Below are 14,703 nucleotides of genomic sequence, written 5' to 3'. Positions count from 1 at the left end.
CTCACGGGCAGCGGATGACCTGACCGGCGTACGAGAGATTCCCGCCGAAGCCGAACAGAAGCACCGGAGCGCCGGACTCGATCTCGCCGCGCTCGACCAGCTTGGACAGGGCCATCGGGATGCTCGCGGCCGAGGTGTTGCCCGAGTCGACGACGTCGCGCGCGATCACCGCGTTCACCGCGCCGATCTTCTGCGCGACGGGCTCGATGATCCGCAGGTTCGCCTGGTGCAGGACGACCGCCGCCAGCTCCTCCGGCGTCACCCCGGCCCGCTCGCACACCTTGCGCGCGATGGGCGGCAGCTGGGTCGTGGCCCAGCGGTAGACGGACTGGCCCTCCTGAGCGAAGCGCGGCGGGGTGCCCTCGATACGTACGGCGTGGCCCATCTCGGGCACCGAACCCCACAGCACCGGGCCGATACCGGCCTCCTCGCCCTCCGCGCACGCCTCGACGACCGCCGCGCCCGCGCCGTCGCCGACGAGGACGCAGGTCGTACGGTCGGTCCAGTCGGCGATCTCGGCCATCTTGTCGGCGCCGATGACCAGGACGCGGCTGGCGGATCCGGCCCGTACCGCGTGGTCGGCGGTCGCGAGTGCGTGCGTGAAGCCCGAGCAGACGACGTTGAGGTCCATCGCGGCGGGCGAGGTCATGCCGAGGCGGGCCGCGACGCGGGCGGCCATGTTCGGGGATCGGTTGATCGCGGTGGAGGTGGCGACGAGGACGAGGTCGATGTCGGCGGGTCCGATGCCGGCGGCGGCGAGGGCCTTGGCGCCGGCGTGGGCGGCCAGCTCGTCGACGGGCTCGTCGGGGCCGGCGACATGGCGGGTCCTGATGCCGACCCGGCTGGTGATCCACTCGTCGCTGGTGTCGACCATGGCCGCCAGATCGTCGTTGGTGAGCACCTTGGCAGGTTGATAGTGCCCGAGCGCGACGACACGTGAGCCGGCCATGTGCGGTTCCACCTTTCATTTGCGAACAGTCGGAACGGCCCAGTCTTCTTTGCGACTCACTGGTACGAGGGCACGTGAACCGACAGGATTCGCCCCTCAGTCTTTGGAGCTTCCTGCCGACGGCGACCTTGACCGCCACAAAGGCATACTGTAGACAATATTCTGTCGACTCAATCTCGACCCTTCCTGCTCCCCCTCGCTCGGTCCCTCAACCGATCGGAGAGCCCCGTGAAAGTCGCAGTTGTCGGCGCCGGAGCCATCGGCGCGTATGTCGGGGCCGCGCTCCACCGCGCGGGCGCCGAGGTCCATCTCATTGCCCGCGGCCCGCACCTGGCCGCGATGCGCCGGAGCGGCGTACGGGTGCTCAGCCCGCGCGGCGACTTCACCGCACGGCCCGCCGCGACCGACGACCCGGCCGAGGTCGGGCCCGTCGACTATGTCTTCCTCGGCCTGAAGGCCAACTCCTATGCGGCATCGGGCCCGTTGGTGCACCCGCTCCTGCACGGCCGTACGGCGGTGATCGCCGCCCAGAACGGCATCCCCTGGTGGTACTTCCACGGCCTGCCCGGCCCGTACGCCGGCCGCCGCATCGAGAGCGTCGACCCGGCGGGCGCGGTCAGCGCGACCCTGCCGCCGGCGCGCGCCATCGGATGCGTCGTCTACGCCGCCACCGAGCTGGAGGCACCCGGTGTCGTACGACACCTGGAGGGCACCCGCTTCTCGATCGGCGAGCCCGGCCGTGACGTGTCGCAGCGCTGCCTCGACTTCAGCGAGGCCATGCGGGCGGGCGGGCTCAAGTGCCCGGTCGAACCGGATTTGCGCAACGACATCTGGATCAAGCTGCTCGGCAACATCTCGTTCAACCCCATCAGCGCGCTCGCCAGAGCCACCATGGGCCAGATCTGCCGCCACCCGGACACCCGCTCGCTCGTCGAGTCGATGATGCGCGAGACGCTGGAGGTGGCGGCCGCCGTCGGCTGCCGCCCCGGGATTTCCGTGGAGCGGCGCATCGCGGGCGCGGAGCGGGTCGGCGACCACAAGACGTCCACGCTCCAGGACCTGGAGAAGGGCAAACCCCTCGAACTCGACGTGCTGCTCGCCGCCGTCGTCGAACTGGCCGGCCTCACAGGCACGTCCGTACCGACGCTGCGGGCGGTGCACGCGCTGGCCGACCTGCTGGCCACCAACTCCTCCTCCGCTGGGAGCGCACAGTGAAGAAGAAAGACAGGCAGCCGAAGCAGTACACACGGCTGGCCCACCCGCTCGTACGTGACTCCAACGGCACGCTGAGGCAAGCGACTTGGGACGAGGCGCTGGAGCGGGCCGCGACCGGATTCCGGCGGGCGACGGACACGTACGGCCCTGACGCCTTCGCCATGCTGTCCTGCGCCCGCGCGACCAACGAGATGAATTACGTCGCCCAGAAGTTCACACGCGTGGTCATGGGCACCAACAACGTCGACTCGTGCAACCGGACGTGCCACGCGCCCAGTGTGGCGGGCCTGTCGGCAGCCTTCGGCTCGGGCGGCGGCACCTCCTCGTACGAAGAGGTCGAGCACACCGACCTGATCGTGATGTGGGGCTCCAACGCCCGCTTCGCCCACCCCATCTTCTTCCAGCACGTACTGAAGGGCATCAGGAACGGCGCTCCGATGTACGCCGTCGATCCGCGCCGCACGTCGACCGCCGAATGGGCGGAGAGCTGGCTGGGCCTGAACGTGGGCACCGACATCCCGCTGGCCCATGCGATCGGGCGCGAGATCATCCACGCGGGGCTGGTGAACCGGGCGTTCGTGGAGCGGGCGACGACGGGGTTCGAGGAGTATGCCGACCTGGTCGAGCCATGGACACTGACGGCGGCGGAGAAGGTGACGGGTGTCCCGGCGGAGGCGATCCGAGAGCTGGCACATGCGTACGCGACAGCCGAACGCGCACAGTTGTGCTGGACGTTGGGCATCACCGAGCACCACAACGGCACGGACAATGTGCGAGCGCTGATCAATCTGTCATTGCTCACCGGGCATGTCGGCCGGTACGGCTCCGGGGTCCAGCCCCTGCGCGGCCAGAACAATGTGCAGGGCGGCGGCGACATGGGCGCCATCCCGAACCGGCTGCCCGGCTTCCAGGACATCCTCGACCCGGTGGCGCGGGCCAAGTTCGAACGGACCTGGAACACCGTCATCCCGCCCAGGTACGGCATGACGCTGACGGAGATGTTCGAGGCGATGGAGAGCCGCGAACTGCGCGCCGTCTATTGCATCGGCGAGAACCCGGCGCAGTCGGAGGCCGACAGCGAACAGGCGACGCGCAGGCTTGCCGCCCTGGACCATCTCGTCGTCCAGGACATCTTCCTGACGAAGACCGCGGAAATGGCGGACGTCGTGCTCCCGGCGACGGCGGCGTGGGCGGAGACGGAAGGCACGACAACGAACAGCGAGCGGCGCGTGCAGCGTGTACGGGCCGCTCTTGTCCCGCCGGGCGAGGCGCGCGAGGACATCGCGATCATCTGCGCGATGGCGGAACGGCTGGGCCACGCCTGGAAGTTCGCCGACTCCGAAGCCGTCTGGAACGAACTGCGGGACCTCTCCCCCGACCACTACGGCATGACGTACGACCGCCTGGAACAGCACCAGGGGCTGCAGTGGCCGTGCCCCGACACGGACCGCCTGCCGTCGAGCTTCCTGCACGCACGACTGTGGGAGACGGACCCGGCGCGGCGGGGACCGGCCGCTCCCTTCGGCCTGGTGGCACACGACCCGCCGGTAGACCTGACGGACGAGGACTACCCGCTGCGGCTGACGACAGGTCGGCGCCTCGACTCGTACAACACCGGCGTTCAGAGCGGCAGTTTCGCGTCCCCGCTGCGGCGCGGTGAGTACATCGAGCTGAGCCCGGAGGACGCGGCGGCGTACGGCGTCGAGGTGGGCGAGGAGGTCCGGGTCTCGTCCCGGCGCGGCGTCGTGACCGCGCCGGTGTGGGTCGATCCGGGGCTGCGGCCAGGACTGGCCTTCATGACCATGCACTTTCCCGACGAGGTCGACACCAATCAGCTCACGATCGAGGCGAACTGCCCGATCGCCGGGACGGCCGAGTTCAAGGCTTCGGCGATACGAGTGGAGAAGCTGGTGCCGGCATGGACCTGAAGTACAGGGACGCGGAGCCCACGGACGAGGAACGGTCGGCGGTGGACGAGCTGTTGGGCCCGCCCGCCTCGGGCTGGGAGGGCGCCGACCGCACGACGACCGGAACGGACCTGCGCTGGGCGCGCGGCGGGTCGGCGGCGCGAGAACGTCGTGACCTCCTCCTCCCGGCGCTGCACGCGGTGAACGACCGGGTGGGGTGGCTGAGCGAAGGCGCCCTGGACTACATCTGCCGACGGCTCACGGTGCCGCCGGCGGAGGCGTACGGGGTGGCCACCTTCTACGCGATGTTCTCGGTGAAGCCACGCCCGGCGAAGGTCCTCCACGTCTGCACGGACCTGGCCTGCGCGACACGCGGCGCGGCGGCACTGTGCGCGAACCTGGAGGAACGCCTGGGCGCGGCGGGCACGGCTGCGGGGGGCACGGTGTGGCAACCGAGCCCGTGCCTGGGGCTGTGCGAACGGGGGCCGGCGGCGCTGCTGCTTCAGGCGGGGGTGGAGCCCGGTGCAGGGGCGGAGCCCGGAGCAGGCGCGGAACCCGGAGCAGGCGCGGAACCCAGAGCAGGCGCGGGCTGTGCCCCCGGGCCGGGAGCGAGCCCTGATCTCGGGCTGGGCTCCGGGACAGGGGCGGGCGCTGACCCCCGGCCCGGCCTCGAAGTCCGGGGCGGCGGTGCCGCGTTGGCGGGGGCTGCGGCGGAGGCCGAGGCATTCCCCCACCCCGCCCCTTCCCGAAACCGGGGGCAAGCCCCCGGCCCGTCGGAGGGGGAGAGCGGGACGGGGCGGGGCCCCAGACGGGGAAGCGGCAGCTCCGCGCCGACCGGGTCAGCCGCAACGCCGGCCACCGCCCCCCGTCCCCGCGCCGCCGCCGTCATCGCCCCCGCCTCCCCCCACGCCGTCGACCTCGCCACCCGCGCCCCCGAGACCGCACCCCCCGAGCCCCCCGCCGCCACCGCCGTGCCCCAATTCGGCGACCCCGGACTCGTACTCCTGCGGCGGATCGGGAGCGTAGATCCGTACAGCCTCGACAGTTACCGCGCCGAAGGCGGATACGCCGCTCTCCGGCGGGCGTTCGCGCTCGGGCCCGCCGGGGTCGTCCGGGAGGTGCTCGACGCCGGGCTCGTCGGGCGGGGCGGGGCCGCGTTTCCCACCGGGCGGAAGTGGGACGCCACCTCCCGCCGGCCCGATCACCCGCACTACCTCGTCTGCAACGCCGACGAGAGCGAGCCCGGCACCTTCAAGGACCGGGTCCTGATGGAGGGCGATCCGTACGCCCTCGTCGAAGCCATGACCATCGCCGGGTACGCCACCGGCGCCCACCACGGCTACCTCTACCTGCGCGGCGAGTACCCGCGAGCGTACGAAAGGCTCAGTCACGCCATTGCCCAGGCCAGGCTGCGCGGCTTCCTCGGCAGCGACGTCCTCGGCCACGGGTACGCCTTCGACATCGAGATCCGCCGCGGCGCGGGCGCGTACATCTGCGGCGAAGAGACCGCGATCTTCAACTCCATCGAGGGGCAGCGGGGCGAACCCCGCTCCAAGCCCCCCTTCCCCGTCGAGAAGGGCCTCTTCGGAAAGCCGACCGCCGTCAACAATGTGGAGACGCTGGTCAACGTGCTCCCGATCCTGACCGAAGGTGCCGCCGCCTACGCCCGCACCGGCACCGAATCCTCCACCGGCACCAAACTCTTCTGCGTCTCCGGCCAGGTGGACCGCCCCGGCATCTACGAGCTGCCCTTCGGCGCCACCCTGCGCGAGCTCCTCGAACTGGCCGGCCCGCCCACCGTCCTCCGGGCGATCCTCCTCGGCGGGGCCGCCGGCGGCTTCGTACGCCCCGACGAGCTCGACATCCCCCTCACCTTCGAAGGCACGCGCGCCGCCGGCGCCACCCTCGGCTCAGGCGTGGTCCTGGTCCTGGACGACACCGTGGAGCTGCCCGCCATCCTGCTCCGCATCGCCGAGTTCTTCCGTGACGAATCGTGCGGGCAGTGCGTGCCCTGCAGGGTCGGCACCGTACGGCAGGAGGAGGCGCTGCACCGGATCAAGGACCGTACGGGCGCTGCCGCCGCCGGAGACATCGCGCTGCTCCGTGAGGTCGGCGGAGCCATGCGGGACGCCTCGATCTGCGGTCTCGGACAGACCGCCTGGAACGCCGTCGAGTCCGCCATCGACCGCTTGGGAGCCTTCGAATGACCGCGATTCCGCTTCAACCGCCGCGCAGGCTCATCGAGTTCACTCTCGACGGGGCCGAGACCCGCGTCCCGGAGGGGTCCACGATCCTCGACGCCTGCCGAGCCGCAGGCCAGGACATACCGACCCTGTGCCAGGGCGACACCCTCACTCCCAAGAACGCCTGCCGGGTGTGCGTCGTCGAGGTCGAGGGCGCCCGTACGCTCGCACCGGCCTGCTCGCGCCGCGCCGAGCCCGGCATGGTGGTGCGTACGGACACCGAGCGCGCCCGGCACAGCCGGAAGATCGTGCTGGAGCTGCTCGCATCGTCGACGGATCTTTCCACGACGCCGCGCGCCGCCGAGTGGATCAAGGAGTACGAGGCGAAGCCCGACCGCTTCGGCCCGGACGCCGCCCGTCTCAACGAACAGCCCAAGATCGACAACGACCTGTACGTCCGCGACTACGACAAGTGCATCCTCTGCTACAAGTGCGTGGACGCGTGCGGCGAGCAGTGGCAGAACACCTTCGCCATCGCCGTCGCGGGCCGCGGCTTCGACGCCCGCATCTCCGTCGAGCACGACGCCGCGCTGACCGACTCCGCATGCGTGTACTGCGGCAACTGCATCGAGGTCTGCCCGACCGGCGCGCTCAGCTTCAAGTCGGAGTTCGACATGCGCGCGGCCGGGACCTGGGACGAGGCGTCCCAGACGGAGACGACGACCGTGTGCGCGTACTGCGGCGTCGGCTGCAACCTCACCCTGCACGTGCAGGAGAATGAGATCGTCAAGGTCACCTCACCGCACGACAACCCGGTGACCCACGGCAATCTGTGCATCAAGGGCCGTTTCGGCTACCAGCACGTACAACAGCGCTGATCTCGACGCCCTGAAGACTCGAAGACTCGAATGACTTGAAGAAGTGGGACTGATCATCATGGGACGGGTCACCGAGCGCCGCCGCGTCATCCGTGTCAGGGACGGGGCGGTCACGACGCGTCCCGACACGCTGGTCGCCGAGGAGCCCCTCGAAATCCGGCTGAACGGCAAGCCGCTCGCCATCACCATGCGGACGCCGGGCGACGACTTCGCGCTCGCGGCGGGCTTCCTGGTGAGCGAGGGCGTGCTCGGCGCCGCCGACGACGTGCAGTCGATCGTGTACTGCGCGGGCGCCACCGAGGACGGCACAAATACGTACAACGTGGTGGATGTGAAGCTCGCTCCGGGTGTCCCGGTCCCGGACATCACTCTTGAGCGCAACGTCTACACGACGTCCTCGTGCGGCCTGTGCGGCAAGGCCAGTCTCGACGCGGTACGCACCACCGCCCGCTTCCCGATCGCCGATACTCCGCCGGTCCGTCTCACACCCGAGCTGCTTGCCGGCCTCCCCGACCGGCTGCGCGCGGCACAGCAGGTGTTCGACAGGACCGGGGGTCTGCATGCGGCCGCGCTGTTCTCGGAGGCGGGCGAGCTGCTCGACGTACGGGAGGACGTCGGCCGGCACAACGCGGTCGACAAGCTCGTGGGGCGGGCACTTCAGGACGGCCGCCTGCCGCTGTCGCGTGCGGTTCTGCTGGTGTCGGGGCGGGCGTCCTTCGAGCTCGCGCAGAAGGCGGTGATGGCCGGTATCCCGGTCCTCGCTGCGGTCTCCGCGCCTTCGTCCCTGGCCGTGGACCTGGCGGCCGAGACCGGTCTGACGCTGGTCGGTTTCCTGCGCGGGCCGAACATGAACGTGTACGCGGGCGACGAGCGCATCGCCCTGCACACCGGGGTCTGACGCGCCCCGCGACACGGGATACGGGCCCGGCCGGCGGGGAGCGCCCCCTGCGTCGGCCGGGCTCTCCGTAAGGCCGGATCCGGGGCGGCGTCCGCGGCTACCATCTCCGGATGTCCCGCAGTGAGAAGAAGTCCCGGCGTCTGGTGGTCGACGACAAGACCTTCCTGTGGTGGGTTACCCACCGGCACCGGGCCGAGGAAGGCCGGTTCCTGGACTGCTGCGAGATCCTCGACATCCGCCCTTTCGGGGAGCGGGGACGCCTCCTGATCACGTTTCAGGACGGGCCGGGCCGTCTGGTGCCGGACGGTTATATGCCGTCGGGGTCTGTCGGGAAGGCACGCGGCGCCGACCTCAATCTCCATGAGCCCGGCACGGTCAGGGCGTTGCTCGACGAAGCGGGGGCTGACGGCTGGGACACGGATGATCCGCAGGTCAGGACGGTGGACGGCTGGGCGTTCTTCGACGCGGTGGCCGCGCGGCGGGGCGGCGGCTGACGTCGGCGCGAGGTCGCGCCGACGGGCGGCGTTGCGTCAGCGCCGCTGCCCGCGCCGGGCCCGGCTCCTGGCTTCCGCCGGGGCGGGGATGAGCTGGAGTGCCAGGGTGGCCGGGGGCTTTGCGATGCCGGGGCCGCCGGCTGCGACCCAGGCCAGGATGTCGTCCGTACAGTCGTCGTCCAGTGCCCAGCCGACCCAGGCTGCGCGCCCGCCCCGGCGGCGTCCCTCGGTGGAGGGCTGGACCACTACGACGTTGGCCTGACCGCACGGGCCGAGGCATTCGCTCGTACGCACCGCGAGCCGCCCACCGGACGCGTCGGCGGCCTCGCGTAGGCGGCGCAGCTGGCCGTCGTGGTCCGTGCCCGGATGCTTGCGGGCGTCACCGCAGCAGCAGCCCCGGCAGACGGTGAGGGCACAGGGGCGGGGACCGAAGGGGCGTATCGCGGAAGTCACTTGGCGATTTTGCCAGGTGGGGGCGGCGTTCGTCGTGGGTGGGGGGCGGGTGTGGTGCGGGTGCCCTGCGGTGCGGCGTGGTGCGGGTTGCCTGCGGCGCAGTTCCCCTACCCGCCCCTTCCCGGCTGTGACATTTGCGGCTGCCGCCGCGGAGGGCTCTGCCCCAGACCCCGCTCCTCAAACGCCCGAAGGGCGTCGGGGGCCTGGGGGCTTGCCCCCCAGCTTCGGGATAAGGGGCGGCTAGGGGAACAAGCCCGCGCAGCGCTCACCCAGCCAACGAAACCCGCCGGGAGGCAACTGACTCCGCCCCGTCCTCCCGCACCGCATCGCCCGCCCGTCGTTTCGCAATCACCGCGCACACCATCAACTGCATCTGGTGGAACAGCATCAACGGCAGCACCGCCAAGCTCGCCTCCGCCCCGAACAGCACACTCGCCATCGGCAGTCCCGCCGCCAGGGACTTCTTCGACCCCGCGAACTGGATCGCGATCCGGTCGCCGCGCCCGAAGCCGAGCCGCTTCGCCCCGTACCAGCTCAGCGCCAGCATCGCCGCGAGCAGCACCGCCTCGACGCCCAGCAGCGCGCCGAGCCGGGCCGGGCTCACCTGGCGCCAGATGCCCTCCGTCACGCCGTGGCTGAAGGCGGTGTAGACGACGAGCAGTATCGAGCCGCGGTCCACGTACCCGAGCGCCTTCTTGTGCCGCACCAGGAAGCCGCCCACCCAGCGCCTCAGCAGCTGCCCCGCGACGAACGGCAGCAGCAGTTGCAGGACGATCTTCAGCAGCGAGTCGGCGGAGAAGCCACCCATTCCGCCGCCGATCAGCAGGGCCGCCAGCAGCGGGGTGAGGAAGATCCCGACGAGGCTGGAGAAGGACCCCGCGCAGATCGCCGCAGGCACATTTCCGCGCGCGATGGAGGTGAAGGCGATCGAGGACTGGATGGTCGACGGGACGAGGCAGAGAAAGAGGAGGCCGCCGTAGAGCTGGGGAGTGAGGACGTACGGGACGAGCCCCTTGGCGGCCAGGCCGAGCAGCGGGAAGAGCGCGAACGTACAGGCCAGGACCGTCAGATGGAGTCGCCAGTGCCGCAGCCCGTCGAGCGCCTCGCGGGTGGAGAGCCGGGCGCCGTACAGGAAGAACAGCAGCGCAACCGCTCCGGTGGACGCCCCGCCGACCGCCTCGGCCGCCGTGCCGGACGCCGGCAGCAGTGTCGCGAGGACCACCGTCCCGATGAGCGCCAGGATGTACGGATCGATCGGCAGCCAGGACGGCAACTGCATCGTGCGGCGGCTCATGAGCTCCACTTGCTGTCAGGTCAGGTCAGGTCGGGTCGGTACGTGCCCTCCCCATCGTCCACCTGATCGAGGCGATCGGGAATCCCGTATACAGCTCTTACTGTCATCACGATCAGCGATAAACTTCTCCCATGTACGAGCCCACCCAGCTCCGCACCTTCCTCGCCGTCGCCCAGACCCTGAGCTTCACCCAGGCCGCCCGCCGCCTCGGCCTCCGCCAGTCCACCGTGAGCCAGCACGTGCGCCGCCTGGAGGACGCGACCGGGCGTCGGCTCTTCACGCGTGACACGCACCGCGTGGAGCTCACGGAGGACGGCGAGGCGATGCTCGGCTTCGCCCGTACGATCCTGCAGGCCCACGAGAGGGCCGCGGCCTTCTTCACCGGGACCCGGCTCCGCGGCAGGCTGCGCTTCGGCGCCTCGGAGGACTTCGTACTGACGCGCCTGCCGGAAATCCTGGAGACCTTCCGGCTCGACCACCCCGAGGTCGAGCTGGAGCTGACCGTCGAGCTGTCCGGCACCCTGCACCGCCAGCTGGAGGCGGGCCGCCACGATCTGGTCCTCGCCAAGCGGCGTACGGGCGACACCCACGGCGAACTGGTCTGGCAGTCCACGCTCACCTGGATCGGCGCCCCGTCCCTGCGCCTCGACCCGGACCGCCCGGTCCCGCTGATCCTCTTCCCGCCGCCCGGCATCACCCGGGCCCGCGCCCTCGAAGTCCTGGAGGAACACGGCCGCCCCTGGCGCATCGCCTGTACGAGCGGCAGCCTCAGCGGCCTGATCGCGGCGGCCCGCGCGGGCCTCGGCGTCATGGCACACACCCGCGGCCTGATCCCGCCCGGGCTGGCCCCCCTGCCCGCGAAGGCGGGCCTGCCGGATCTCGGCGGCGTGGACTTCGTCCTGCTGCACGGGCGCAGGCGCGCGGCCGCCCAGGACGCGGCGGACGCCCTGGCGGCGGCGATCCTGGCGGGCGGCGACCGACTGCACCGGGGGAATACGCAGTAGGCGTACAGATTTGGTGGAGATTCTCGCGCACCATACTTACTCCACGGTCAGGAGCGCGCCCGAGCCTTCCCCATGTGCCCGTTTTCCACCTGCTGAGCTGTACAGATGCACATGAATTCGGATTCCGCGACCCCCTCCCGTCGACTGGCCCGCTGGGGTACGGTCACGGCGCTGTGCGGAGCGCCACAAGGAGCAGGTCATTGCGCGAGTTCACTGTCCCACCCATGGCGACGGCGCCTCAGGTCGGCGGGCTGGCGGACGTCGTCTTCGACCACGCCGAGACGGATCCGTACCGCGTCGCGCTCGGACGCAAGGGCGAAGACGGGCTCTGGCACGACGTGCCGTCGGCCCAGTTCCGCGACGAGGTGCTGGCGATCGCCAAGGGGCTGCTGGCGCACGGTGTCCGGTTCGGGGACCGGGTCGCGATCATGTCGCGTACGCGCTACGAGTGGACACTCTTCGATTTCGCGCTCTGGACGGTCGGCGCGCAGCCCGTGCCCATCTACCCCACGGCCTCCGCCGAGCAGGTCTTCTGGACGCTGCACGACGCCGGGGTCTCGGCCTGCATGGTGGAGCACGAGGACCATGCGATGACCATCGCCTCGGTGATCGACCGGCTGCCGCAGCTGAAGCGCCTGTGGCAGCTGGACGCCGGCGCCGAGGCCGAGCTCGCCCGGGCGGGGGTGGACATCGAGGACGAAGTGGTCCACCGCCACCGGCGGGCGGTGACGCCCGATTCCGTGGCCACCGTGATCTATACGTCGGGCACGACGGGCCGCCCCAAGGGCTGCGTGATCACACATGCGAATTTCATGTACGAGACCGACACGGCGATCACCCGCTGGGAGTCGGTGTTCCACTCCAAGCCGGGCGACGAGGCCTCGACGCTGCTCTTCCTGCCGCTCGCGCATGTCTTCGGGCGGATGATCGAAGTCGCGGCGATCAGGGGGCGGGTCAAGCTCGGCCATCAGCCCGTTCTCTCGGCGCATGCGCTGATGCCCGATCTGGTGGCGTTCCGGCCGACGTTCATCCTGGCCGTGCCGTACATCTTCGAGAAGGTCTACAGCGGGGCGCGGCGCAAGGCCGAGGCCGCCGGGAAGCTGGGCGCGTTCGACAAGGCCGTCGAGGTGGCGGTGCGCTACGCGGAGGCGCTGGAGCAGCGCGCGTTCGGCACCGGGCCCGGGCCTTCCGCCTCGCTGCGGCTGCAGCACCAGTTCTTCGAGAAGGCGGTGTACGGGAAGGTGCGCGACGCCATGGGCGGGCGCGTGCGGCACGCCATGTCCGGGGGTTCGGCGATGGAGCGGCAGCTCGGGCTGTTCTTCGCGGGCGCGGGCGTGACGATCTACGAGGGGTACGGCCTGACGGAGTCGACAGCCGCCGCCACCGCCAACCCGCCCGAGCGCACCCGCTACGGCACGGTCGGCCAGCCACTGCCCGGTACGACGGTGCACATCGCCGACGACGGGGAGGTCTGGCTGCACGGCGGCCAGGTCTTCTCCGGGTATCTCAACGACCCCAAGGCCACGGACGCGGTGCTGCATGACGGCTGGCTGGCCACGGGTGACATCGGCGCTCTGGACGACGACGGCTATCTGACGATCACCGGGCGGAAGAAAGAGATCATCGTGACGTCCGGCGGCAAGAGTGTGTCGCCGATCGGCCTGGAGGAGCGGGTGCGGTCGCATCCGCTGGTGGCTCAGTGCCTCGTCGTCGGCAACGACAGACCGTACATCGCCGCCCTCGTCACGCTCGACCAGGAGGCCGTCGACCACTGGCTCCAGATGCACAACAAGCCGCCGCTGAACGCGGCGGACCTGGTGCGGGATCCCGATCTGGAGATGGAGGTCCGGCGGGCGGTGGTGGCCGCCAACACGCTGGTCTCGCAGGCCGAATCGATCCGTACGTTCCGGATACTGGCCCACCAGTTCAGCGAGGAGCACGGGCTGCTGACGCCGTCGCTGAAGCTCAAGCGCAAGGCGACCGAGGCGGCGTACCGGGTGGAGGTGGACGCGCTCTACCGGTGACGGCGGTCGGTGACGGCTACGGATCCCGCACTCTTCTGACGGGTCATCAATTGCCGATGCGTCAGTTATTGACGGTTCATCAGGTCAGCCACAGAATGCGGGGCATCCCAAGGGAGGGACCCCACTGTGTTGCGACCGATCCGCACCATCGCCGCAGCTGCCGCAGTGCTGCTGGCCGCCACCGCCTGCAACTCCGCATCGACCCATGGCCCCGGCGACGACGCGGGCAAGGGCGGGGGCGGCTCTGTACGCGGAGTGAGCGCCGACTCCATCAAGGTCGGCGGCATCGTCTCGATGACCACCGCGAGCGGGTACTCCAAGAAGGACACCGACCTCGGCGCGAAGGCCCGTTACGACCGCGCCAACGCGGAGGGCGGAGTCAACGGCCGGAAGATCGACTACCTGGGCGCCGAGGACGACGGGCAGGACCCCGCCAAGAACCTGGCCGCCGCGCGGGGGCTCGTCCAGCGCGAGAAGGTCTTCGCCGTCGCTCCGATGAGCTCGGTCACCTTCTCCGGCGCCGACTTCCTGGAGCAGCAGAAGGTGCCGACCTTCGGGTGGGGCACGCTGCCCTCGTTCTGCGGGCCCAAGTACATCTACGGCTTCAACGGCTGCCTCGTCCCGATGCCCGGCGGCACGCTCAACCAGACTTGGCCGGAGGGTCTGGCCACGGTGCTCGGCGGGGCCAAGGGCAAGTCGGTGGCGCTGCTCGCCAATGACAACGACGCGGGCAAGTTCGGCATCCGTACCTTCACCCAGGGCTTCACCGCCGCCGGATACAAGGTGTCGTACGCCAAGGCCGTCGTGCCGGCGACGTCGGTGCCGAGCGACTGGTCGGCGTACACCAAGGAGATCATGCGCAGCGACGGCGGCAAGGCGCCGGACGTCGTGATCTCCGTGATGCAGACGCCGTACAACATCGGCCTGTTCACGACGCTCAAACGCGGCGGCTTCAAGGGCGTGCTGTCCGATCCGACGGATTACGACCCCGGGCTGCTCGCCAAGGACGCTACGAAGCAGGCGCTGGACGGCGTGCATGTGCTGCTGCAGTTCGAGCCCTTCGAGTCGGAAAGTGCGGGGATGCGGCAGTTCAAGGAGGACATCAGGAAGACGGCGGGCGGCAAGGACGTACCGCTGAACATGCACATGGTCACCGGATACATGTCCGCCGATCTCTTCCTGGCGATCGCCGAGAAGGCGGGCAAGGACCTGACCGTCGAGTCCTTCCAGAAGGCGGCGGGGTCGTTCTCCGACAGCGGGACGCTGGTGGGCGACCGGGCCGAGCCCAAGGGGCAGCGGGAGAGCTTCGGCTGCGGGGCGCTGGTGCAGCTGAAGGACGGCAAGTACGAGGTGTCTTCGCCGTTCAAGTGCTATCCGCCCATCCCGTTCGATTAGGGAGGGGGT

Annotated in this window: 12 protein-coding genes; 9 read left to right on the top strand and 3 right to left on the bottom strand. The window is 70.3% G+C overall.

What is annotated here, in order from left to right; genetic code table 11:
• Position 1: 1 nt before the first annotated feature.
• Entirely contained in the window at positions 2–949 is a 948-nt protein-coding gene (locus J7I98_RS19615) for a beta-ketoacyl-ACP synthase III (protein ID WP_214922057.1), read from the bottom strand.
• 186 nt (positions 950–1,135) lie between these two features.
• Here J7I98_RS19615 and J7I98_RS19610 point away from each other — a divergent pair, with 186 nt between their 5' ends.
• The 6 genes from J7I98_RS19610 (at position 1,136) to J7I98_RS19585 (ending at position 8,524) form a co-directional block, all read left to right on the top strand.
• Positions 1,136–2,164, top strand: a complete 1,029-nt coding sequence (locus J7I98_RS19610; RefSeq protein WP_214922095.1) for a 2-dehydropantoate 2-reductase — start codon at positions 1,136–1,138, stop codon at positions 2,162–2,164.
• A complete protein-coding gene (locus J7I98_RS19605; protein WP_214922056.1) occupies positions 2,161–4,092 on the top strand; it encodes a molybdopterin oxidoreductase family protein in 1,932 nt (643 codons plus the stop codon). Before J7I98_RS19610 ends, J7I98_RS19605 begins: the two co-directional genes overlap by 4 nt.
• Positions 4,083–6,278: an NAD(P)H-dependent oxidoreductase subunit E gene (locus J7I98_RS19600; RefSeq protein WP_214922055.1), complete on the top strand. Its 2,196-nt coding sequence runs from the start codon at positions 4,083–4,085 to the stop codon at positions 6,276–6,278. Before J7I98_RS19605 ends, J7I98_RS19600 begins: the two co-directional genes overlap by 10 nt.
• Complete coding sequence (locus J7I98_RS19595) at positions 6,275–7,132, top strand: 2Fe-2S iron-sulfur cluster-binding protein (protein ID WP_214922054.1); 858 nt, start codon at positions 6,275–6,277, stop codon at positions 7,130–7,132. Before J7I98_RS19600 ends, J7I98_RS19595 begins: the two co-directional genes overlap by 4 nt.
• Positions 7,133–7,190: 58 nt before the next feature.
• Positions 7,191–8,030 (top strand): formate dehydrogenase accessory sulfurtransferase FdhD, encoded by an 840-nt coding sequence (gene fdhD / locus J7I98_RS19590; protein ID WP_214922094.1) that lies wholly within the window; start codon positions 7,191–7,193, stop codon positions 8,028–8,030.
• Between the two features lie 110 nt (positions 8,031–8,140).
• A complete protein-coding gene (locus J7I98_RS19585; RefSeq protein WP_214922053.1) occupies positions 8,141–8,524 on the top strand; it encodes a hypothetical protein in 384 nt (127 codons plus the stop codon).
• A gap of 36 nt (positions 8,525–8,560) precedes the next feature.
• On the opposite strand, the gene J7I98_RS19580 is transcribed toward J7I98_RS19585, so the two are convergent.
• The gene (locus J7I98_RS19580) at positions 8,561–8,977 is read right to left on the bottom strand and encodes a (2Fe-2S) ferredoxin domain-containing protein (RefSeq protein WP_214922052.1); all 417 of its coding nucleotides are present in this window, start codon (positions 8,975–8,977) and stop codon (positions 8,561–8,563) included.
• A gap of 265 nt (positions 8,978–9,242) precedes the next feature.
• A complete protein-coding gene (locus J7I98_RS19575; protein ID WP_214922051.1) occupies positions 9,243–10,271 on the bottom strand; it encodes a bile acid:sodium symporter family protein in 1,029 nt (342 codons plus the stop codon).
• Positions 10,272–10,402: 131 nt separating this feature from the next.
• Here J7I98_RS19575 and J7I98_RS19570 point away from each other — a divergent pair, with 131 nt between their 5' ends.
• The 3 genes from J7I98_RS19570 (at position 10,403) to J7I98_RS19560 (ending at position 14,694) form a co-directional block, all read left to right on the top strand.
• Positions 10,403–11,275: a LysR substrate-binding domain-containing protein gene (locus tag J7I98_RS19570; RefSeq protein ID WP_214922050.1), complete on the top strand. Its 873-nt coding sequence runs from the start codon at positions 10,403–10,405 to the stop codon at positions 11,273–11,275.
• Between the two features lie 224 nt (positions 11,276–11,499).
• Positions 11,500–13,299, top strand: a complete 1,800-nt coding sequence (locus J7I98_RS19565; RefSeq protein WP_214922049.1) for a long-chain fatty acid--CoA ligase — start codon at positions 11,500–11,502, stop codon at positions 13,297–13,299.
• 126 nt (positions 13,300–13,425) lie between these two features.
• Positions 13,426–14,694, top strand: a complete 1,269-nt coding sequence (locus J7I98_RS19560; protein WP_214922048.1) for an ABC transporter substrate-binding protein — start codon at positions 13,426–13,428, stop codon at positions 14,692–14,694.
• Positions 14,695–14,703 lie beyond the last annotated feature (9 nt).

Origin of the sequence: Streptomyces sp. ISL-98, from assembly GCF_018614055.1 — a bacterium.
Taxonomy (GTDB): Bacteria; Actinomycetota; Actinomycetes; order Streptomycetales; family Streptomycetaceae; genus Streptomyces; species Streptomyces spiramyceticus.
Note: the sequence above shows the minus strand (reverse complement) of the source record. Positions and strands in the feature narration are given on the sequence as shown.